Genomic DNA, 19,087 nt, shown 5'->3' on the forward strand with positions numbered 1-19,087 from the left:
ATGGTTCAGAAACTTGAAACACTGATCGAAAGCGCCTCGCAAACGGCGGGTCCTTATGTCCATATCGGCCTGATGCCTACCTATGCGGGAAACGCAGGATACTATGACGAAGAGATTGGCACCACGCCTTTTCTGGATGAAAGCAAGGCCAAGGGTGAGATCGTTGAGATCGTTGGCTCCGTATTTGACGGCACCGGCTGGGCGATGCGAGATGCGTTGATCGAGAGCTGGCAATGCGATGCTGGGGGCGTGTTTCCGGGCGATAAAAGCGCCGATCCGGCCTTTACAGGCCATTGCCGCTTTGCGGCCGACGCGGAAAGCGGCGAGTTTACCTTGCGCACAGTCAAACCTGGCTCTTACCAGGGGCGCGGTGGAGTCGAGAGCGCGCCTCATATTTCCCTTTGGGTCGTCGCACGTGGGATTAACGTAGGTCTCAATACCCGGATCTATTTCGAAGACGAGGACAACGCCAATGACCCGTTGCTGATCCGAATCGAACAGCGACCACGGGTGAATACCCTGATCGCCAAGAAAACCGGCGACGGCAAGTACCGCTTCGACATTCGACTACAGGGCGAGGGCGAGACGGTTTTCCTCGACATCTGACCAGATCGGGAAAAGCGGCATCATATAGATTGGTCATCCCGCGCTTTCGGCGCACCATAAGGAGCTCGCTATGAGCGCTTCAGTGTTTGAGAGTCCGTGGCTATCCGGTCTGTTCGGCGATGACGCTATGGCAGCGATCCTCTCTCCGGAACGGCATCTTCAGCACATGCTCGCCTTCGAGGCGGCATGGTCGCGGGCCTGTGGCCGGGCAGGACTGATTGACGCAACTCTGGCCGAGACAGCTGCACAAGCAATCGAAGTTGCCAAACCCGATCTAACCGATCTTACCAAAGGTACGGCGCAGGATGGTCTGCCGGTGCCGAGTCTGGTCAAACAGCTTAAGGCTATCGCACCTGAAGAAGCCGTCCACATGGGCGCTACTTCTCAGGATGTGGTCGACACCACGACAGTCCTGGTTCTGCGAGAGGCTTCATTGCTCATCACCAACAGATTGATTGAATTGGAGAAATTCCTCAAGGAGCTAGAAGAGCGGTTCGGGGATGAACCGTTAATGGGGCGCACAAGAATGCAGGCCGCCACGGTGATCAAGGTACGTGATCGGGTTCTACCCTGGCGCCTGCCTTTGGCCGAGCATCGGGTGCGGCTGGATCAAATCCGTCCCCGTATCGAGCGGGTACAGATTGGCGGGGCCTCCGGCGACCGCAAGGCTCTCCGAAATAAGGCGGATGAAGTTGTCGCCGATGTCGCCAACCAGCTCGATCTTGCGCCGACTAAAAAGGCCTGGCACACGATGCGTGACGGGATTGTGGAATATGCGTCTCTGCTTTCAATGATTTCTGGCACTCTAGGCAAGATTGGGCAGGACATCGCCCTCATGGCGCAGCAAGGCATCGGTGTGATCGCGATTTCAGGAGGTGGTACCTCGTCCGCCATGCCTCACAAGAACAACCCGATTGCTGCCGAGCTCTTGGTGACGTTGGCACGGTTCAATTCGGTACAGGTCTCGGCTATGCATCATGCCTTGATCCATGAACAGGAACGGTCGGGTGCAGCCTGGGCTTTGGAGTGGATGGTCCTCCCCCAAATGCTGATGGCAACCGCGAGGGGGTTGGGTGCATGCTGCTCGCTCAGTCAATCAATAACAAGAATTGGTGAAGCGGATACAAAAATTTAACAACTATCTTGTTTGATGGCCGTGTTCCTTCGCAGGTCACAAACTTTGTTTGTTCCGATGGAGATTTGCAGCCGGGTATACGTCGTCCGGTCCATGCGAAGCTGGTTGCCGTCTATGGATTGACCACTCAAAGCCCCAACAGTTTCGGCAGGTCAGCCATATCGGTTAGCCGTCGCGCACCGAAGACGTTCTCTGGATTCAAAGCTGTCTTCGGGAGGTAGGCAAAACAGGTCATCGCAGCGTTGGAGGCCGCCTCGAATCCGCTCATGCTATCTTCGACTACCACGCAATCCTCTGGCGCAACGCCATTCATTTCGGCCGCATGCAAAAACACATCGGGCGCGGGTTTGCTGGCGCCGACATCATAAGCCGAAAACATATTTCCTTCGAACCAGGGAAGCAGCCCCGCCCGTTCCAGTGTGACACGCATCTTTGCCAGAAGCCCATTTGAGGCTACGCAGAGCGGAATGCCAGCCGACGAAATCAACGTCACCGCCTCACGGGCGCCCGGGATCGGCTCGACCTCTTTTCCGAGGGCTTCGAGAACTCTGTCGTAGAAGTCGTGTGGCCATTTCGCAGGAAGGCGCAATCCCCTTTCGCTCACATAACGTTCGACATCATGTCTGCTCTTGCCGACGAACAAGCCGTGGCATTCAACGAGTGACAAGCTTGCGCCAGTCGAAAGCAAATAAGCGTGCAGCACGCGATTGAAGGTCGGCTCGGAGTCTACGAGCACACCGTCACAGTCAAAAATCACGAGTTTCGGTGCGCGTCGCGAAATTGGCAAATCCAGTTCCCGTCCTCCTTGTTTGAGAATAATCGCCCAAACTGCTTGGACGATTTCATGCTATAAGCCGCGCTACACCCGGTGTCACCCACCTCCAAACGTTCTGCCATGCGCCGTCGCTAGGTCACTAATTGGTGACTCTCCTTCGCTTGAGCCGGCTGTCCCCAGGCCTTTTTTTGAGGAAGGCAACTGAAGGAGGCCCTACATAAGTCTGACGTGAGATCCGAGAAGAGTATTCACTTGGTCTTCTCTTGAGTTTGAGATCAAGAAATGGCCGATACGCATCGAATTGTCGAGCCGACTCGGAACGCAGAAAGCCTGTTTCAAACTGGGCCCCGACGCCGAGACCGACTCGCGTTCAGGCGAGGTTGGCTTCGGCAAATTCGTAATTCGCCAGGTTGTCGAGGAAGTTGGTCACATAGTCGGGCCGCCGGTTGCGGAAGTCGACGTAGTAGCTGTGTTCCCAGACATCGAGGCCCAGCAGCGTCGTGCCCTCTCCTGTAGCCAGCGGGTTCACGCCGTTCGGTGTTTTGGTGACGGCCAATGTGCCATCAGATTTCTGGATCAGCCACGCCCAGCCGGAGCCGAACTGACCGTTGGCTGCGGTCTTGAAATCGGCCTTGAATTGCTCGACCGAACCGAAGGCATCGACAATCTTGCCTTCGAGTTTACCCGGGATGCCGCCACCCACAGGCGAAAGTGCGTTCCAGAAATGAATGTGGTTCCAGTGTTGGCCCGCATTGTTGAACACGGGCGCACGATCGGCATCGCCATAGGTGAGCGCGATGATTTCTTCCAGTGTCTTGCCTTGCAGGTCGGCGTTCGCGTCCACAAAGCCGTTGAGCGCGGTTACGTAGGCCTGATGGTGCTTGTCGTGATGCAATTCCAACGTTTCCTGGCTCATCCCCCGCGCGGCAAGGGCTGCGTGGTCGTAGGTTAGGGCGGGCAATTCAAAGGCCATCATGTCTCTCCTTATCGGGTCCGGCTTGCGTCATGGTACGTGAGCGGGTAATTAAACAAGTGAAGACTTTGAAAAACAATCCGGCCAATATGTCAAGCGATCACTTGGAAAAATACCCGGATGCACCACGTGCGCCGTCGGATCGCATCCTGATGACCCTGAAGATGCAGGGCGCGTTGACCTCGTCGCAGATCGGCGAACGGCTTGGGATCACCGGTGAGGGCGCGCGCCAGCAGCTCATGAAGCTCTCGAATGACGGGCTGGTCCGCGAAGAGCGGCGCAGTGCGAGCCGAGGCCGTCCATCGACCTACTGGCACCTGTCCGAAAAGGGGCAGGCACGGTTTCCGAATACCCACGCCGGGCTAACCGTTGAAATCCTGAGCAGCATTCAGGATGAGTTGGGTGCGGAGGCCCTGGATCGGGTTATCTCGGCCAGAGAGACTAGGACACGGGCACAATACGAAGCCGCGATGGTGGGATGCGGCAGCCTGAAGGAGCGCGTCGCCAGACTGGCTGAACTGCGCTCTGACGAAGGCTATATGGCGAGTTTCGAGGATGCCGGTGACGGGACGTTCCTATTTGTCGAAAACCACTGCCCGATCTGCGCTGCCGCGCGTTTCTGTCAAGGTTTCTGCCGGTCCGAACAGGCGGTTTTTGAGCAGGTTCTGGGCCCTGGTACCGCCATCGAGAGGGTCGAGCATATTGTGAGAGGTGGCCGCCGTTGCACCTACCGGATCGGGAAGGTGGCCGCAGGCGCAGCCTGACCGGCGCCGACACCCTATTCAGCGGGGATCTGCGCCTCCTTTCGAGGTACAGAAAGCATCGCCAGAGCAAAAGCGATCACGGAACAGGCTGCGATGGCCACGATCATCGGAATGGGCGTGCCGTCAAAGAATGCGCCCGCAATCCCGATCATGACCGTCGCCGTCATGAATTGCAGTGCACCCATCAGCGCTGACGCCGTTCCGGCTTTTTCTCCATGATCTTCCAGAGCGAGCACCGCCGTGCCCGGCACGACGAGACCCAGAAACGCATAGCCGCATAGAAGCAGAACAATCATCACCGGCAGCGTTGCGATCCCGACCAGTTCCGTGATCAGCAGCAGCAGCATGACAGCCACATTCGCCGCCGTCGCAAACCGGATCATCGGCCCTAGCCCGAAGCGTCGGCTCAGATACCCGTTGAGTTGGGCGACGCCGATAAACCCTGCGGCGTTGATCGAAAAGGCGAGGCTGTATTGCGTCGGGCTCAGTCCATAGTACTCGATCAGGATGAAGGACGAGTTCGCCACATAGGCCATGAAGCTGGCCAACCCGAATGCACCAACAAAGACGATGCCGAGAAACCTCGGTTCGCGCAGAAGGCTTGCGTAGTCCCGGAGCGAGCGTGCAAGGCTGCTGTCGCCGCGCTGTTCGGGGGGGCGGGTTTCCTTGAGCGCGGTGGTCAGAAGCACAAGCGCCGCGATGGCCGCCGCCGCCATCGACCAGAAGATCGTGCGCCAACCACCTGCGGCGAGCGCAGCGCTTCCCGCCAGCGGAGCGAGGACCGGCGCAATACTGACCACCAGCATTAGCGTGGCCATGAGCTGCGCGGCCTGAGGGCCGGTATAGAGATCTCGAATGACGGCACGCGCGATCACCATTCCCGCTGCTGCGCCCAGCCCCTGAAGCGCACGCGCGGCGATCAGCCATTGAATGTCCGGGGCCAGCGCGGAACCGACCGCCCCCAGCAGATAGAGTGTCAGACCGATGAATAGCGGCAGCCTGCGGCCGAACATGTCCGAAAGCGGGCCATAGATGAGCTGAGCCAGTGACATGGAGACAAAGAACGAAAGAAGGCTTAGCTGAACGGTCACCGTGTCGGTGTCAAAGACATCCTCGATGACTGGAAGCGCGGGCAGATACATGTTGATCGCCAGCGGGCCGACCGCAGTCAGCAGGCCCAGGACGAGGGCTGTGAGATAGAAACTGCGCATGAAAGGAACCTTTCCAAGGCTGCCCATTCGTTTGGGCCGATCGACATATGTGTTGACCCGAGGACTGGCTCATCCGGCGTGTCGACCGTGACAAACCTGACAGGTCATTGAAGGCAGGGGCCCGGACCCTAGGAAACCAGGGGCATATCCTCTCCCTTATGGTCAAACGCCTCACGCGCCTGGCGGATCTGGTCATGGCTTCGGTCGGCCCAGACAATCAGCCCGGCCAGAGGTTCGAGCGCGGACCGGCCAAGATCCGTCAGACGATAATCGACCATCGGCGGTGTCGTCGGGTAGACGGTCCGCTCAACCAGCCCATCGCGCTGCAGCGAGCGCAGCGTCTGGGTCAGCATCCTCTTGGAGATGTCACCGACAACCCTGTTCAATGCGCTGAACCTCTTTGGCTCACGAGCGAGCAGCGTCAGGATCAGAACCGACCATTTGTCTCCGATACGGTCCAGCACATCGCGGACCGGACAACTTGCCGTATCAATGCCGCCTTCCGGACTGGTCTCGAAATGCTTGATGAGGTCACCGAGCACATCAGCAGGGTTACTTTGGTGTTCCCTGGTCATTTGCAACTGCCTTCTTCCAATGCTGAGCAATAGTAGGTAACTGAAAGAGACCATACCTCATATGTATACCAGAATCAAAGTAAAGGACATGTTCATGGCGGATCAGACGGCAAAATACCTCGTCACAGGTGCATCGGGCCAACTCGGCGCGCTTGTCGTTGCCGAACTGGTCGGCAAGGTTCCGGCCAAGAACGTCGTGGCCCTTGTGCGTAGACCCGACGCGGCTGCCGCTCTGGAAGGGCACGGCGTTGAAGTGCGCATCGGCGACTACGACGACCGCGCATCGCTCGAGCAGGCCTTTCAGGGCATCGACCGGCTGCTCCTGATCTCTGCTTCCGAAATGGGCAGACGTGCCGAGCAACACAAGAATGCGGTTGATGCCGCTGTGGCGGCCGGTGTTGGCTTTCTTGCCTATACCTCGGTTCTCAGGGCCGAGACGAACAGCATCGGACTTGCCGCCGACCATCGCGAAACCGAAGCGGCGATCAAGGCCTCCGGCCTGCCTCACGCCTTCCTGCGCCATGGCTGGTATACCGAGAACCAGACGGCTTCGATCCCGCCCGCGCTCGAACATGGGGCCTATCTCGGCGCGGCTGGCGACGGGCTGTTCTCTAGCGCGACCCGTCAGGACTATGCAGAAGGCGACGTTGCCGTTTTGGCCGCCGATACCATTCAGTCCGGGGCGATCTACGAGTTGGCCGGGGACGAAAGCTACACGATGGCCGAGTTTGTCGAGGTGATCTCTGCGGCGGCCGGAAAGCCCGTCGCCTATGTCAACATGAGCGAGGCGGAATTTGCTGGCGCTTTGGAAGGCGCCGGCCTGCCCGCCCCGATTGCCGCGCTGCTTGCCGACAGCGACGCCAATGCAGCCAAGGGTGCGCTGAAGGATGAAAGCCACACGCTTCAAAAGTTGATCGGGCGCCCGACAACCCCCTGGACCGAAACGGTGCGTGCCACTGTGAAGGCACTTTGAACGAATAACTCGAACAAGCATCGGGCCTTGCCTGACTGCTACGAGCAACAGGAGTGCTCAATTTGGCTGAGATTATTGATTTGGCAAAAGCCCGTTATCCCGATCTAGGTCACCGCCGTGTGGTCATTGCCGGAGGAACCGGAGATGTTGACGAGGGGATTATTCGCGCATGGGTGAAATCTGGTGCACATGTCGTCGTTCCGTCCAGAACCGATCGCAAGATCGATGAGCTGCGAGGCATCCTTTCGGATCTCGAAGGTCCGGGAAGGGTGGATTTTGTATCCGGCGACTCCGCCAGCTTCGAAGACGCTGAGGAGATGGCCAAGCTCGTCATTAGTGAATTCGGCCCGGTTACGGATATCGTTGCTTCGATCGGCGGATGGTGGCAGAAAAACCCCCTGTGGGAAATCTCGGACGAAGACTGGCAGAGCTTCTTTGTCAGCGTAAGTAGCGCCCATGTCGCGACGGTTCGCGCTTGGGTTCCCCATCTGCCGCAATCTGGAACCTACCAGTTGATCCTCGGGGGAAGCGCCCAGATGCCGGTGCCCGGCGCGTCGATTATCAACATGCAGCAGGCGGCGCTTTTGATGATGCGCAAGGTGCTGACCGCTGAACTTGGTGACCGGCTTCGCGTTACGTCGCAGGTCCTTGGCCCAGTGGTTACACGTGCACGCGAACACGTTGATCCGAACTGGGTTGCGAATGGGGAAGTCGGGCTGGTTTCCGCCGCAATCGCTGCCGGTCCGGCAGTGACCGGCGTCGATTTCGTTTCCTACGAAAAGAGCCAGATGTTGGAGACCCTGGTCGCGCTGAAAGTCTACCCCGGGTGAAAGGCCTACGGGTCAAAGTTGACAAAATGCCGACCCGGCAAACCACATAGAAATAGATAGTCCCGCTCGCGGGTAAATTAAGGAAGACGGCAATGAAAGCAATCAAATTCAATGAGTTTGGCGGACCTGAAGTCCTTGAACTGGTCGAAGTCGACGAACCCCATGCGGGGCCCGGCCAGGTGCGGATTGCCGTCCGCGCAGCCGGGGTAAATCCGGCGGAGTGGAAGATCCGGGCCGGGTATTTCAAGGATTTCATGCCCGTTGAGTTTCCCGCTGGCGTGGGGTTCGAAGCCGCCGGAATGGTCGATGAGGTTGGTGAAGGCGTGAGCGGCGTGGCCGTGGGCGATGCCGTCTTTGGTGCAGGTATCGGCACATTCGCGGACTATGCAGTGCTGAACTACTGGACGGCCAAACCTGATGCGATGCCCTTTGACGTGGCTGGCGGGATGACAGTCGCTTCGGAGACCGCCATTCGCAGCCTCGACTATGTCGGAGCCAAGGCGGGCGAGACGATCCTGATTTCCGGCGCGGCTGGCGGCGTCGGTTCGGTTGCGGTCCAGGTCGCTAAGGCGCGCGGGATCACCGTCATCGGCACAGCCAGCGAAGCCAAGCATGACTATCTGAGCGGTCTCGGAGCAACGCCGACCACTTACGAGCCGGGGCTCGCCGACCGGCTGAAGACCCTTGCGCCAGAAGGGATCGACGCGACCCTCGACCTCGTCGGCGCGGGCAACATTCCCGAACTGATCCAAATCACCGGCGAGGCGTCGCGGGTTATCTCAATCGTCGATTTCTCCGCCCCCGAACATGGTGCCCAATTCTCGCCCACCCCGCAGGCACAGCCGGAACAGGCGCTACAGGAGGCAGCGCGGCTCTACTCCGAGGGCGCGTTGGATCTACGCATCGAAAAAACCTTCCCCCTGGATCAGGTCGGCCCAGCCCATGAACTCAGCGCTGAGGGCCGTGTAACCGGCAAGCTCATTATTGCGATAAGCTGAGCCGGACCCTGGAACAATCGAGCGAACCGCAATGGAAATCGGGCTTTTTACCTTTGGCGATATAGGTCCCAACCCGGTTACCGGGCAGGTCGTTGGCGCGCCCGAACGCCTGCGCAACATCGTCGAAGAGATCACTCTGGCCGATCAGGTCGGGGTTGATGTCTACGGACTCGGCGAACATCACCGGGACGATTACGCCGTCTCCTCGATCGCGGTTGCCCTCGCCGCCGCGGCGACACAGACAAAGCGCATCCGCTTTACCAGCACGGTCTCGGTTCTCAGTTCCGATGACCCGGTGCGGGTGTTTCAGCAATTCGCCACGCTGGATGGACTGAGCGATGGTCGCGCCGAAATCATCGCCGGGCGGGGGGCGTTCTCTGAATCCTTCCCACTCTTTGGCTATGACATGAACGACTACGATGATCTGTTCATCGAAAAGCTGCACATGCTGTTGGAGATCAACAAGGCCGAGCACGCAAACTGGCCGGGGAGCGCCCACACCCAGCCTCTCGATGGGCTCGGTGTTTATCCGCGGCCGGTTCAGCTGCAACTGCCGATCTGGCTGGGGGTTGGCGGCACGCCGCAATCGGCCATGCGGGCCGGCACCATGGGACTGCCGATGGCGATGGCATTGATTCTGGGCGGCGAATGGAAACGTGTCGCGCCAATGTTCCAGCTTTATCACCAGGCCGGGCATGAGGCGGGCCATAGGGCATCGCGCCTGAAGACATCGCTGACAGCCCATGGTTTTGTGCATAACAGCATGAAATCCGCGCTGGACATCTACTATCCAGCGCATTCGGCGAAGATGGGAAAACTCGGCCGCGAACGCGGCATGCCCATGCAGAGCCGCGAGATGTTCGAGAAGTTTTCCGGTCCCAATGGCGGCTATTTTACCGGTGGCCCCTCGCAATTGTCCGAGAAAATTCTCGCCGCACATGAGGTCTTGCGTTTTGACCGGATCCTGCTTCAATTCGGTGTGGGCGTTATCGACCACCGATCCATGCTGGAGGCCATCGAGATTCTCGGCGCAAACGTCATTCCGGAAATACGCAGGGGGCTCGCGAAGGCGGCCGGTTAGGCCTTCGGATTTGGCAGTCAGGCCCGGGGTTCGTTCCAGGGAACACCTTTTATACAAGTGCACACCACACTCTGTATCGGCCCTGCCCGGTGATTTCGCGGATGAGTCCCATCTGAGCCATATCATTGAGATTGCGTTGAAGGGCCGCCCGGCTGGCCCCGGTTATTGCTTCGGCCATCGGCGCGGAAACCAGCGGCCATTCTGTTAGAACCTCAATCAATCGCTTCGGTGTACGACCCGACCGGCCTTGCAACGCTTGCTCTGCCCTGCCCTGCCAGGCCTCGAGCTGATCGAGATGACGCAACGCCGCCAATGTCGCCGCCCCTGCCCCGTCCAAAAATTGCCGAAGCCGCTCTTGCGGATTTCCGGCGCGACGCAGCCTTGACAACCCGCCACCCGCCAGCGGCAGGAATACTGCCCCGCCTGTCAGCCCACTAGTCGCAAGCCTCGCTGCCAAAACCGCCGCCTCCATCTCGGCACCTTGCACATGTGCTAGCAGGCCAGCTGGTCCCCACAGGAACAGACCGAACGCGGCTTGACTGATCGGATGGAAGTCCCGCGCCCTTTCCATTTCTTCGCACCATGCGGCAAGCTGTTCCCCAATCGGCTCGCCAGAGGGATGCTGAACATCATCCGTCTCAAGGGGTTCCTGACGACCAAGGAAGTCCATGATGCTCTCGGCGGACGTCACGTCGGGCATTGGCCCCTCCGTCAGGCGACGACAAGCCCAATCGGCGCGTGCTAGAGCCCGGTTGTCCTCCTGAATGCCACTGAGCCGCATGGCCCGCCAAAGTGACAGGCGCTCGGCCGAGATCCGTTCGGTCCCGAGCCAGCTCAACCCGGACGCTTCGATTAGAGCCAACCGGTGCCGCCAGCCCTCTGGAGCCCGCCGCAAACGTTCATCGAGGGCCCCAAGCTTCGCGGCGACCTGAGCCAGCGGCACGGCGAGACTGGCTTCCGCCTTCCGCCATGTGTCGACATTGATGAGCCTGGAGCGATCGGCCCGGGGCAGCGGCGGCGCAAGGTCGTTTGCGTTCTCCCCACCCGGCGCGGGCATGAACCAGAGATCTTCATCTTGAAGTGGCTCAGGATCGTAGATACCGCGTTCGGTCTCTTCGTCATCAGCTCGGATAATAAAGTGTTGCCTCTGCATAATGTGCAAAATAGATGCCTAATGAACACCACTCAAGGGTTTTAAGGGGTGCAATCCAACATACGATAAGATACAATTATCGAATGTTGACAGAAACAGCCATTCTCGTCACTCTCAGTGCATGAAACCACGGCCAAAAACACTCAGCGCGACGAGAGAGAGCCCCCTGCCCTACCCGGTTCCGCGTCTCGACGCAGAAGACCGCGAAGCGCTCAATGACCTCTATGCGCGCGGCACGCCTGAAAACACGCGGCGGGCCTATGAACGGGATCTGATCTATCTCTCGGCCTGGAAGAAAATGCGCTTTGCTGATGAACCGGCGTTGGCATGGCCCGAAAGCGAAGATGTCGCGCTGCGCTTCATCCTCGATCACAGTCGCGATCTGAGCAACGATGCGCGGAAGGCCGGTGAGGTTGCGCGAGCGTTGATCGCCATGGGGCTGCGCAAGAGCCTTAGCTGCCCTGCCCCCTCGACGCTGGACCGGCGCATTGCCTCCTGGCGGGCTTTTCACCGCATGCGCAACTTTGCCTCGCCCTTCGAGGCGCCGCTCGTGCGACAGGCCCGTGCGAAGGCGCGTAAAGCCGCGGCAAGGCCCCCTGCCCCGAAATCGGCTCATCCGATCACGAGAGATTTGTTGTTGCAACTCGCCGAGGCAGCAGGTCCCGGTCTTCGCGGCATTCGTGATCGCGCCATCTTGATGCTCGGCTGGGCTTCGGGTGGTCGCCGCCGGTCGGAGATTGTCAGCCTCGATCGCGGCGACATTGATCTGGAGGCGTTTGATGCTTCGGGTATCGTCTGGATACAGTTGCCCAGCACCAAGACGACCGACGCAGGCAACACGCCGAAACTCGTGCTCAAGGGCCGCGCCGCCCGGGCGCTCGTCGCCTGGATCGACGCGGCCGAGATTGAAGACGGGCCGCTGTTCCGCCGGATCACCCGCACGGGTGCGCTGGGCAAGAAGCGGTTGTCGGATGCTGCGGTCAATCAGATCGTCAAGCGACTTCTGGAAGACTCTGGCCTGGATAGGAGCTTTGCGTCTCCACACGGGCTTCGCTCTGGTTTCCTGACGCAAGCCGCTCTTGCCGGCACCCCCCTGCCCTCCGCAATGCGTCTGTCCCTGCATCGTTCGCCAATACAGGCGCAGAAATACTACGATGATGTCGATGTCGCGGAGAACCCAGCGAGTGAGCTGCTCGATTAAATGGTCAATCGACGACATGTTCTGTCGTTGCCGAGAGCTAGTGAAAGGGAAGCCCTGGTGCTGGGCTTAAAAGGATAGAGAGAGTCTCTTCCGGGTCCGGCCTCAAGGTCCCTTGCCATGGCTAAGACCACAAACCACTCGAAGTCTTCCACTGCGAAGAAGAGCGAAATCACCAGATCGGTCGCGCCTGACGGCGCAGTCGACATCCGGATGATGCCGCTCGACCAGCTAGAGCCAAGCCAGTTGAACGTCATTAAATTGGCCGCGAACGCCAAGGACGAAGCAGAGCTTTTGCCAGCAACCGCGAGACTGGCAACCAGCAGAAACCGGTGATCCATGCGTTTAGAAGACGCATCTTGTTGTCGATGCCGGTGGACGTCGGCTCAAGGCTTTGTAACAGTTCTCAGAGAATTGCGTGCTTCCGGCAGATGTGTGACGGGCAGCTAAGAGACCTGATCGAAATGTTGCATGAACGGCTTAGGTTGGGCACGTTTAAGGACGCCTTCAGAAACGCTCATTCCGTTTTCGGCGAAGCCCCCCGGCCTTACCGCACCTCACGAATCTCACTAGTCAGAACTTCCGAACGCAGCATCCTCGAACGCATAGCGCGGGCACGGACACTCGTCGCAGCAGGCAAGCCGGTGCTTGGCAATTTGGCCACGACCAATTTTCAATGGCGTGGGATCACATGGCTTGGTCCAGCTAATTCGCTATCACTTGCGGGCATCTTTGCAGCACAGCGAGGACGATCCTGATTCGCCGTAGTGGGCCTGTGCCCGGCTGGCGATGGTCACCGACAAATCGCGGCTAGTTCGCTGGATGTGCGCGCACCCTACTAGACCCGTCCGCCGGCAGTTTGGCCGCGATCAAGGTCCCCAAACGGATCCTCGGGTAGCTTCAGGGCCACGCAATCCGTTTCTGGTCCGGCAAGCGGCGACCCGATCTCTTCTTCGGCGAAGGTCTCAGGTGGGCCTCCTCGATCGGCAAAGCTATACCGGAGTTTGCGCTCGCCTTCGGCCTGACCGTTAGCCATCTTTGCCCCCTGCTCCGGCCTGTCGAAGTCGAATTCGCACGGCGACGTACTCGAGATCACCATCGGCCTCCTCACGGGCAGTCAGCTGGAATCCGTCTCAATGAGATGCTCTGGTCCTTGACCACGAACTGCATCAAATTCACCAGCGCCGACATCGAAACCGCCAAGGGCACCGGCCCCTTCTCGACCCTGACCTTCGATCTCGACATTACGGTCGAACCCGTCGGGAGCGCGAACTCGATGGCCCCCACACACCGTGTCCTCGACCGCTTCCCGCGCGGCAAGCTGGTCGAGTGCGGCGGCATCTGGAAGAAGCAGAACAAGGAGACCGGCGCCGACTAATACACGCTGTCCATCCGCGACCACTGCTTCAACGCCAACCTCGTCAAGGCCGCGAACCAGGACGATCTTTCCCTGCAAGCGATCATCCCCTGGGGTCCCAAAGACGCAGCCTAAGCCAAGGGCCAGACCGCTCCGGCGGTCTGGCTGCACCAGGCTCCGAGGTTTTTGCACGCGTGCAAAATCACCTCGGCGGCTCAAGTTGCTGTCCGTATTTTCAATCGGTGTAGCCCATATTGTGCGCCGGAAATCCTGTAGGCGTACAATATCTGTACATTTCCTCAAAAACCGTGCTATTCATAACTCGGAGCGATTCCGTGAGAGAGTCGAAATGAGAGCGGTGCAATGGGCGGCAGTATAGAACAGTTCCTTCAAGAGCTCGAGCGGGGCCTTGGCCGGACCATGGTCTCGGTCAACAAGGAGTTGACGATGCGTGAGCGCATCAAGCGCTCTTGGTCGATGCGCCAATGTGCTCGCTTCCTGAACATTAGCCATCAGCATCTGACGAAGTTCGCTAAGGATAATGAGGATTTTCCTGCCGGCAAGCATGTAGGGCGCGAGCGTGTTTTCACCCTAACGGAGCTGATGCACATCCGGGCTTTGATGGCTGCCTCAGCAAAGCGGCCTGAGCATTTTCTTGCTTGGCGCAAACCCGACGATCCTTTGCCCGTCATTTCGTTTGCAAGTCAGAAAGGTGGCACCGCGAAGTCGCTTAGTGCTGCGCACTTCGCTCAGTACCTGAGTCTGCACTACGGCATGCGAGTCGGCGTCATGGACGCTGACCCCCAGAGCACGATCACGCTCTATTTTGTCGGCGGCGAAGAAATGCCAACTTTGCCAGATGACGAAACTCCAACGATGGTTGACTTCGCGGGGCTGTTTCAGACCGACGAATCCATCCCCTACACTGACTATGATGCGGAGACGCTTGACGGGTTTTTCAAGAAAACCTCTTGGCCGGGCGTGCGGCTAGTACCTGCGCATGGCGAAACCTCAGAAGGTGAAATTCAGATCGCGAGGTTGTTGCGAGCGGGAACCCCGGAAAAGCGGTTCTACAGGTTCCTAAGAGACTCCATAGATCGTTGGAAAGAGGGGCATCCACCGGTCACCCGTCCGAATGAACTGGTGAGCAACGGTAGGGTCGACCAAGCGAAGCTTGAAAGTGCCCTCAACGAGACCTTGGACTGCATCATTATCGATTATCAGCCTGCGCTGACACTGTTCCAGCTGAACAATGTGATGGCGTCTACTTCGTTGATTATCCCGCAGACGATGAAGGGTTTCGACATTGCGACCTTGTCCACCTTTGTGACTGGTCTCCTCACCATGCTGCGCCACATTTTCGCGACGGATCGGATCGATATGGGCGGTGCGGCACATATGCTATTGCCCACGATCGTGCAGAGAACAAATGAGCAAGACCTCACACAGGTCGGCAACCTGCTCGAAAACTGCCCAGATGAGGTGCTGCCGGTATTCTATCTTCGCTCTGATGCTATTTCGAACGCGTCGGACGTTTATCAATCCGTCTACGAGTACGACCCAGATACTCCAGGCAAGCGAAAAGGAATCAACAGGTTCATCGAGAATGCTGACGCAGTGAATGACGCCATCGTCTCACGCCTCTGGCCTGGTCTTGAGCGTGGCTATGCCGAGGATTGGATGCAGAACTTCTACAATTTCGAGGAGGAAGCCGAATGAAGCGAACACTGAGCAGCTCGGTCCTCAAGAAAAAGCCCACGCGCCCAGATGAGGATGTGTCTGCGGCTCCTGGATCTGGTGCAAGCGAACAAGTTCACGAAGACGAAGCGAAACTGGTTGGTGGGGTTAAGCCAAGACTGGGCGGCTCTGGCAGTGCTTGGAAGGCCGGAGCGCTTTCAGACGCCAGCCAGATGCTTCACGTTGAGCGCGCGCAGGTCGTGGAGCGCATTCTCGCGGGTCGACATGAGTTGCAGATTGATCCGTCTCAGATCGTGGACGTGATTGGATCGGACCGGCGTGAAGATTGGCGCGACCAAGAGGCATTCGAGAAGCTCAAAGAGAGTATCGAGAAGAATGGTCAAGATACGCCCATTCATGTTCGGCCAGCGGATCCTGATTGGCGACCGGATGAACGTGAGCCCGAGAACGTAGAAGGCGTGACGTTCCAGCTGATCGTGGGTCGGCGACGCCATGCGATCCTTGAAGCTTTGGGATTGCCTGTCCGCGCCATTCTGGTTCCACAATCCCTTCGGGGTTCCCGTGAAGAGCAGTTCGAGATGCTATTCATGCGCTTCCGGGAGAATGAGGAACGTGAAAACCTCAGCGCTTTCGAGCGCCTGGTTTCGATAGGCGAGATGTTTGAGCGGCTACAAGATGCCAAACCGGACGAGAAGATAACTGCAACCGAGTTCGCCAACCGTGTGGGTGTCCATAACAGCGCGGTATCACGTGGTCGCGCTGTCTATACCGCTAGAGCTGAGATTTTGCACGCGTGCAAAGATGTCTACGATCTCAGCCACCGTGACCTCGAAAAGGTTCTTGGTAACCTGACTGAGAAGCAGTCCAAGCCTGCAAAAAAGAAATCGCAGAGCCCAAAGAAACTCACGGTACAGCGAAAGATCGGTTCGCGGAAATTGAGTGTTACAGGGCAGGGCGGGAAGCTCTCGGTCGCTGCCACGGGGCTAACATTGGATGAGGACATTCTCAGAGGTTTGAGTGATGTCATCGCTGAGTATTTGGAGAAGCACGGATCGAAGTAAGAGGCAGGAGCCGCGGAGACGGTGGTCTTCGATCCAAACGAGGTAAGAAACAGGAGCGGATATGCTTTGAGATAACGGCAAAAGAAAAGCCCCCAAGCTGAGGGCCTGAGAGCTTATCAAGATTAGTTTGGTCGCTATCACGATAGTTCTCCGGCGAATCACTGTCAACAGCAACGCTCCTGAGCGAACGGGATTCTTTTGCCCTCCATCAAGCAGAGGAGGCGAGAACTATCCATGAAACATACAGGTTGGCGCAAGCCGACACCGGGACTTGGCGTAGCGGAGCAGCTCGCCCAAGCCGGTGAACGGGTAGCTGTACCCAAATCAACAGCATTCGTGGCAATCAAGCGAGTCGGAGCGCACATCGGCCTCAAAGCCGGCGACCTCCTGCTCCTCGACACACTCGGGGCGTTTACCCAGACCCAGGATTGGGAGGAGGGCAGGCGGCCGATCGTCTGGGCGTCGAACGCCTATCTGATGGAGCAGACGGGCTTCTCGCTGTCTGCCCTTAAGCGTCATGCTCGGCGCCTGGTCGAGGCAGGGGTGATCTCCTTCAAGGATAGCCCGAATGGCAAACGGTGGGGCCGGAGAGATGAGGAGGGCGTCATCATCGAGGCCTATGGCTTCGATCTGTCGCCGCTCTCGGCCCGTGCAGAGGAGTTCGAGCAGCTGCATATCGAGATCCAGGCCGAACGTGCCCTCTGCCAGCGCCTGAAGCGCCAGATCACCGTCTCACGGCGCATGATCCGGGCGCGGATCGAGGCGGCCCTGAGCGGCGCTCTGAAGGGCCCCTGGACGCAGCTCACGACCCTGTTCGAAGATCTCCTGGCGCGGCTTCCACGCCGCCACACGGCGTCAGAGACGCTTGAGAGGCTCATGGACTGGTTTCGGGAGCTGCAGGAGCGGGTTGAGGCAGCCTACCTCAAGGCGGTCCGAGCGGATGAGGTTGTGGAAAACATGGCGGAGCCCATCGAAGAAGTGTCCGAGAAGACTCAAGAAATGAACCCCAGGGAGGTCATTTCCGGACCTCATATACTAACTACAACCAAACTTAATCCTGTAACCAGTAATTCCTCTGAAAAAGAGGAAGAGGCCGGCATCGCGCCAAATGCCCCACCGGAAGAGCGCGTGGACAGGGAGCTGGAAGATTGGGTTGCCGAGGTGCGCAAGAAACGTGGAGCAGCGCTCGATCTGCCGACGGTGATGCAGGCCTGTCCGGAATTCGCGTCCTGGGCGCGCAATGTGGGCGGATACCTGAAGGATTGGGGCGATCTGCACCGGGTGGCGGGGCAGTTGAGGCCGATGATCGGCGTCTCCCAGCACGCCTGGAACCTGGCGCAGGATCGTCTCGGGCCTCAGATCGCCACCGCGGCACTGGTCCTGACCTTCGACAAGCATGCCAAGGGCGAAGTGGCATCGCCGGGCGGCTATCTCCGCGGCATGATCGAGAAGGCCGGGGCAGGGGAGCTGCATCTCGAGCGCAGCTTCTATGGCCGGTTGAGCGGGCAGGCGGCGTGATGGAGAACCTAGAGCCCCGCGGCTTTGGTCATGTTGACCCGGAACCTGTCGCGCCGACGCTGATAACGGCGGGTCATCTCGGCCGAGGCGTGCCCGAGCTGCTTCTGAATGTAGCGCTCATCGACCTCGGCCGAACTGGCGAGCCCAGCCCGAAGCGAGTGCCCCGAAAACAGAGCCAGCCGATCCTTCTCCGGCAGGTCCGCGCGAATACCCGCATCCAGCACGGTCTGCTTGATGAGCCGCGCGACATGCTTGTCGGAGAGGCGGGATTCCAGGGCCTTCTTGCCGTCCCGCGAGGTGCGCACGAAGACCGCACCGAAATCGATGCGTGCGAAGTGCAGCCACTGCTCCAGCGCGTGAACGGGGCAGGTCTGTTCCGACGAGCCGCGGCCGACCTCGACCTCGCGCCAGCCGGTCTTGGCATTGAGCGTCAGGACGGCGCCATCCTTGAGGATCTCGATCCAGCCGCCCGAAACCGGGGTATCGTCCTTGCCGTGATCGAGGCTGACAATCTCGGAGCGCCGGAGCCCGCCGGCGAAGCCGATCAACAGGATGGCACGATCCCGGAGCCCGCGCAGGTCGTGGGGCAGGGTGGCCACCATGGCGAGGATGTCGTCCGGAAGAATGGCCTCTTTCTGGACCGGTGGCCGCGCATGCTGCCGTTTGATACCGGCCAGAACCGTGGCAATGTGCCGGTCTTTGCGGTCAAGGGCAAACCCGCGCTGTACGTAGTTCCAGGCGAGACCCGAGAGCCGCCGCTCGATCGTCGAGACAGACAGGCCAGGGGAGGACCCCGACCCGGCAGCCAGATCGGCGAGGTAGAGCCCGATCATTTCATTGGACGGGGGCAGGGGCTCGGTCCCCTTGAGCCTGCACCAGCGGGCAAAATGTTTCCAGTCGGCCACGTAGGCCTTGTTCGTGTTCTCGGCCGTCGATGCCTTAGCGTAGTCGCGGGCCGTGTCGACCAGGCGATCGAGCGTGCCGGAGCCTGCGACATGGGCGGGCAGGGCGACGGGCGCCCTGTCGGATGTGGCTCTCTCGTCTCGCTCGTTGCCGGTCGACGTGTCGTCGGGCGCTGAGCTCGAAATCTCGGTCTCAGGGACGTCTGAGCCATCGATTTTGGTGCCGTTATTTGTGAGACTACCCATGTCGTTCTAGTTCCATTAGTGGACACTAACTTA

At 59.1% G+C, this 19,087-nt stretch carries 19 protein-coding genes and 1 pseudogene; 13 read left to right on the top strand and 7 right to left on the bottom strand.

The features are described 5' to 3' along the window. Both pcaG and D6860_RS23180 read left to right on the top strand, forming a co-directional pair. Nucleotides 1-606, top strand: coding sequence for a protocatechuate 3,4-dioxygenase subunit alpha (gene pcaG / locus D6860_RS23175; protein WP_076626049.1), 606 nt, complete (start codon nucleotides 1-3; stop codon nucleotides 604-606). A 70-nt stretch (nucleotides 607-676) separates the two neighbouring features. Continuing rightward, nucleotides 677-1,741, top strand: a complete 1,065-nt coding sequence (locus D6860_RS23180) for a 3-carboxy-cis,cis-muconate cycloisomerase (protein WP_076626048.1) — start codon at nucleotides 677-679, stop codon at nucleotides 1,739-1,741. A 127-nt stretch (nucleotides 1,742-1,868) separates the two neighbouring features. Here the strand turns inward: D6860_RS23180 and D6860_RS23185 are convergent, their stop codons facing one another. Continuing rightward, nucleotides 1,869-2,528, bottom strand: coding sequence for an HAD family hydrolase (locus D6860_RS23185; RefSeq protein WP_076626047.1), 660 nt, complete (start codon nucleotides 2,526-2,528; stop codon nucleotides 1,869-1,871). Nucleotides 2,529-2,886: 358 nt separating this feature from the next. After that, nucleotides 2,887-3,489, bottom strand: coding sequence for a superoxide dismutase (locus D6860_RS23190; RefSeq protein WP_076626070.1), 603 nt, complete (start codon nucleotides 3,487-3,489; stop codon nucleotides 2,887-2,889). Nucleotides 3,490-3,521: 32 nt separating this feature from the next. Between D6860_RS23190 and D6860_RS23195 the strand changes: the two genes are divergently transcribed. Further along, nucleotides 3,522-4,253: a helix-turn-helix transcriptional regulator gene (locus D6860_RS23195; RefSeq protein ID WP_229743357.1), complete on the top strand. Its 732-nt coding sequence runs from the start codon at nucleotides 3,522-3,524 to the stop codon at nucleotides 4,251-4,253. Between the two features lie 14 nt (nucleotides 4,254-4,267). Here the strand turns inward: D6860_RS23195 and D6860_RS23200 are convergent, their stop codons facing one another. Then, a complete protein-coding gene (locus D6860_RS23200) occupies nucleotides 4,268-5,464 on the bottom strand; it encodes a multidrug effflux MFS transporter (protein WP_076626045.1) in 1,197 nt (398 codons plus the stop codon). A gap of 128 nt (nucleotides 5,465-5,592) precedes the next feature. Further along, nucleotides 5,593-6,039, bottom strand: coding sequence for a winged helix-turn-helix transcriptional regulator (locus D6860_RS23205; protein WP_076626044.1), 447 nt, complete (start codon nucleotides 6,037-6,039; stop codon nucleotides 5,593-5,595). A 94-nt stretch (nucleotides 6,040-6,133) separates the two neighbouring features. Here D6860_RS23205 and D6860_RS23210 point away from each other — a divergent pair, with 94 nt between their 5' ends. The 4 genes from D6860_RS23210 to D6860_RS23225 all read left to right on the top strand — a co-directional run bounded on the left by D6860_RS23210 (nucleotide 6,134) and on the right by D6860_RS23225 (nucleotide 9,921). Further along, nucleotides 6,134-7,012, top strand: a complete 879-nt coding sequence (locus tag D6860_RS23210; RefSeq protein ID WP_076626069.1) for an SDR family oxidoreductase — start codon at nucleotides 6,134-6,136, stop codon at nucleotides 7,010-7,012. Nucleotides 7,013-7,074: 62 nt separating this feature from the next. After that, the gene (locus tag D6860_RS23215) at nucleotides 7,075-7,842 is read left to right on the top strand and encodes an SDR family oxidoreductase (protein WP_076626043.1); all 768 of its coding nucleotides are present in this window, start codon (nucleotides 7,075-7,077) and stop codon (nucleotides 7,840-7,842) included. Between the two features lie 92 nt (nucleotides 7,843-7,934). Further along, nucleotides 7,935-8,840 carry an NADP-dependent oxidoreductase gene (locus D6860_RS23220; RefSeq protein WP_076626042.1) on the top strand — a complete coding sequence of 302 codons (906 nt, stop codon included), beginning with the start codon at nucleotides 7,935-7,937 and terminating at the stop codon, nucleotides 8,838-8,840. A gap of 31 nt (nucleotides 8,841-8,871) precedes the next feature. Continuing rightward, a complete protein-coding gene (locus tag D6860_RS23225; protein WP_076626041.1) occupies nucleotides 8,872-9,921 on the top strand; it encodes an LLM class flavin-dependent oxidoreductase in 1,050 nt (349 codons plus the stop codon). Nucleotides 9,922-9,970: 49 nt separating this feature from the next. Here the strand turns inward: D6860_RS23225 and D6860_RS23230 are convergent, their stop codons facing one another. Further along, nucleotides 9,971-11,074 (bottom strand): helix-turn-helix domain-containing protein, encoded by a 1,104-nt coding sequence (locus D6860_RS23230; protein WP_083698017.1) that lies wholly within the window; start codon nucleotides 11,072-11,074, stop codon nucleotides 9,971-9,973. Nucleotides 11,075-11,195: 121 nt separating this feature from the next. Here D6860_RS23230 and D6860_RS23235 point away from each other — a divergent pair, with 121 nt between their 5' ends. Beyond that, entirely contained in the window at nucleotides 11,196-12,275 is a 1,080-nt protein-coding gene (locus D6860_RS23235) for a tyrosine-type recombinase/integrase (RefSeq protein ID WP_083698016.1), read from the top strand. Between the two features lie 117 nt (nucleotides 12,276-12,392). Next, complete coding sequence (locus D6860_RS23240) at nucleotides 12,393-12,608, top strand: hypothetical protein (RefSeq protein ID WP_076626040.1); 216 nt, start codon at nucleotides 12,393-12,395, stop codon at nucleotides 12,606-12,608. 502 nt (nucleotides 12,609-13,110) lie between these two features. On the opposite strand, the gene D6860_RS23245 is transcribed toward D6860_RS23240, so the two are convergent. After that, nucleotides 13,111-13,371, bottom strand: a complete 261-nt coding sequence (locus D6860_RS23245; RefSeq protein ID WP_076626039.1) for a hypothetical protein — start codon at nucleotides 13,369-13,371, stop codon at nucleotides 13,111-13,113. A 54-nt stretch (nucleotides 13,372-13,425) separates the two neighbouring features. Between D6860_RS23245 and D6860_RS23250 the strand changes: the two are divergent. The 4 genes and pseudogenes from D6860_RS23250 to repC all read left to right on the top strand — a co-directional run bounded on the left by D6860_RS23250 (nucleotide 13,426) and on the right by repC (nucleotide 17,906). Next, a pseudogene (locus D6860_RS23250) lies at nucleotides 13,426-13,764 on the top strand (DUF736 family protein). Between the two features lie 228 nt (nucleotides 13,765-13,992). Further along, a complete protein-coding gene (locus D6860_RS23255; RefSeq protein ID WP_172839586.1) occupies nucleotides 13,993-15,348 on the top strand; it encodes a ParA family protein in 1,356 nt (451 codons plus the stop codon). Beyond that, nucleotides 15,345-16,388, top strand: a complete 1,044-nt coding sequence (locus tag D6860_RS23260; protein ID WP_076626038.1) for a ParB N-terminal domain-containing protein — start codon at nucleotides 15,345-15,347, stop codon at nucleotides 16,386-16,388. The genes D6860_RS23255 and D6860_RS23260 overlap by 4 nt, the downstream gene beginning before the upstream one ends. A 234-nt stretch (nucleotides 16,389-16,622) precedes the next feature. Then, a complete protein-coding gene (gene repC, locus D6860_RS23265) occupies nucleotides 16,623-17,906 on the top strand; it encodes a plasmid replication protein RepC (protein WP_076626037.1) in 1,284 nt (427 codons plus the stop codon). Between the two features lie 8 nt (nucleotides 17,907-17,914). On the opposite strand, the gene D6860_RS23270 is transcribed toward repC, so the two are convergent. Next, nucleotides 17,915-19,054, bottom strand: a complete 1,140-nt coding sequence (locus D6860_RS23270) for a tyrosine-type recombinase/integrase (protein ID WP_076626036.1) — start codon at nucleotides 19,052-19,054, stop codon at nucleotides 17,915-17,917. Nucleotides 19,055-19,087 lie beyond the last annotated feature (33 nt).

The sequence above is a fragment of the Salipiger sp. D13 genome, assembly GCF_003703915.1.
In the GTDB taxonomy this organism is placed as follows: domain Bacteria; phylum Pseudomonadota; class Alphaproteobacteria; order Rhodobacterales; family Rhodobacteraceae; genus Salipiger; species Salipiger profundus.

Coding starts and splice junctions, on each gene's coding strand:
- pcaG (WP_076626049.1), top strand. CDS start 1: ATGGTTCAGAAACTTGAAACACTGATCGAAAGCGCCTCGCAAACGGCG.
- D6860_RS23180 (WP_076626048.1), top strand. CDS start 677: ATGAGCGCTTCAGTGTTTGAGAGTCCGTGGCTATCCGGTCTGTTCGGC.
- D6860_RS23190 (WP_076626070.1), bottom strand. CDS start 3,489: ATGGCCTTTGAATTGCCCGCCCTAACCTACGACCACGCAGCCCTTGCC.
- D6860_RS23195 (WP_229743357.1), top strand. CDS start 3,522: ATGGTACGTGAGCGGGTAATTAAACAAGTGAAGACTTTGAAAAACAAT.
- D6860_RS23200 (WP_076626045.1), bottom strand. CDS start 5,464: ATGCGCAGTTTCTATCTCACAGCCCTCGTCCTGGGCCTGCTGACTGCG.
- D6860_RS23205 (WP_076626044.1), bottom strand. CDS start 6,039: ATGACCAGGGAACACCAAAGTAACCCTGCTGATGTGCTCGGTGACCTC.
- D6860_RS23210 (WP_076626069.1), top strand. CDS start 6,134: ATGGCGGATCAGACGGCAAAATACCTCGTCACAGGTGCATCGGGCCAA.
- D6860_RS23220 (WP_076626042.1), top strand. CDS start 7,935: ATGAAAGCAATCAAATTCAATGAGTTTGGCGGACCTGAAGTCCTTGAA.
- D6860_RS23225 (WP_076626041.1), top strand. CDS start 8,872: ATGGAAATCGGGCTTTTTACCTTTGGCGATATAGGTCCCAACCCGGTT.
- D6860_RS23230 (WP_083698017.1), bottom strand. CDS start 11,074: ATGCAGAGGCAACACTTTATTATCCGAGCTGATGACGAAGAGACCGAA.
- D6860_RS23235 (WP_083698016.1), top strand. CDS start 11,196: ATGAAACCACGGCCAAAAACACTCAGCGCGACGAGAGAGAGCCCCCTG.
- D6860_RS23240 (WP_076626040.1), top strand. CDS start 12,393: ATGGCTAAGACCACAAACCACTCGAAGTCTTCCACTGCGAAGAAGAGC.
- D6860_RS23245 (WP_076626039.1), bottom strand. CDS start 13,371: ATGGTGATCTCGAGTACGTCGCCGTGCGAATTCGACTTCGACAGGCCG.
- D6860_RS23255 (WP_172839586.1), top strand. CDS start 13,993: ATGGGCGGCAGTATAGAACAGTTCCTTCAAGAGCTCGAGCGGGGCCTT.
- D6860_RS23260 (WP_076626038.1), top strand. CDS start 15,345: ATGAAGCGAACACTGAGCAGCTCGGTCCTCAAGAAAAAGCCCACGCGC.
- repC (WP_076626037.1), top strand. CDS start 16,623: ATGAAACATACAGGTTGGCGCAAGCCGACACCGGGACTTGGCGTAGCG.
- D6860_RS23270 (WP_076626036.1), bottom strand. CDS start 19,054: ATGGGTAGTCTCACAAATAACGGCACCAAAATCGATGGCTCAGACGTC.